Below are 1,051 nucleotides of genomic sequence, written 5' to 3' on the forward strand. Positions count from 1 at the left end.
TAGAGTCTTTCATGTTTTGACGGAAGCGTATCCGGCGTTTTCGAAGTAGTTCTTGCATTCGGCTGCCTCGATGGTTTCGACGAGGTGGCCGATGTGGCGCCAAGTGTCCTCGACGGTGCGTTTCTGCGCCTGGCGCATCCAGTGCTTGATCTTGGCGAAGGCCTGCTCGATCGGATTGAGATCCGGTGAGTAGGGCGGCAGGTACCAGAGTCTGGCGCCAGCGGCCTTGATCATTTGCCTGATGGCGGCCGACTTATGGCTTCCCAGGTTGTCCATGACGACGATATCGCCGGGTTTCAGCACGGTGATGAGCTGCTGTTCGACATAGGCCCGAAAGCATTGGCCGTTGATCGGCCCGTCGAAGACGCAAGGGGCCGCGAGCCGATCACAGCGCAGCGCGCCGAGGAAAGTCAGCGTGCGCCAGTGGCCGTACGGAGCTAGGCCGCGCAGCCGCTTGCCCTTCGGCCCCCAGCCGCGCAGCGGAGCCATGTTGGTCTTGATCCAGGTCTCATCGATGAAGACCAGGCACTGCGGATCGAGGCCGGCCTGCCAGGATCGCCATCGCTGCCGCCTGCGGGCAATATCGGCGCGTGCCTGCTCAAGGGCGAACAACGTTTTTTTTAAAGCTCAGGCCTTCGCGGCGCAGGAACTGCCACACTGCGTTGTGCGAGACCTTGACCCCGCGAGCGGCCAACTCATCCTTCAGACCATGCAGCGTCAGATGCGGTGTTTCACGCAGACGGCCCTCGATAAAAGCACGGTGCGGCTCCAGCACCCTCTTGCGATGTCCGCCCATCTTGCCAGGCGCAACCGAGCCAGTCGCCCGATGGCGCTGCAACAACTTCACCGCCGTCGAATTCGCAATACCGAACCGTTGGGCGGCCGACCGGCGGCTCTCGCCACCCAAAACCGCCGCCACAACCCGCTCGCGAAGATCATCGGAAAGAGGTCGAACCATCAGATGCTGGCCTCCTATCCAGCCAGCATCTTGAATCACAAATCCGACCGACCGGGAATCCCTTCCGATTCAATCAAGCGATGAAACGCTCTA

The 1,051-nt window shown here is 61.2% G+C and carries 1 protein-coding gene; it reads right to left on the reverse strand.

The annotated features are described in order from the left end of the window. Positions 1–9: 9 nt before the first annotated feature. Positions 10–958, reverse strand: a protein-coding gene (locus tag FJ960_RS29365) for an IS630 family transposase (protein ID WP_140718571.1) whose coding sequence is annotated in 2 segments (ribosomal slippage) — positions 10–621 and positions 623–958 — 948 coding nt in all. Because the reading frame shifts where the segments join, the coding sequence is not laid out codon by codon here. Between the last annotated feature and the right edge of the window lie 93 nt (positions 959–1,051).

Source organism: Mesorhizobium sp. B2-3-11 (assembly GCF_006442215.1).
Classification (GTDB): Bacteria; Pseudomonadota; Alphaproteobacteria; order Rhizobiales; family Rhizobiaceae; genus Mesorhizobium; species Mesorhizobium salmacidum.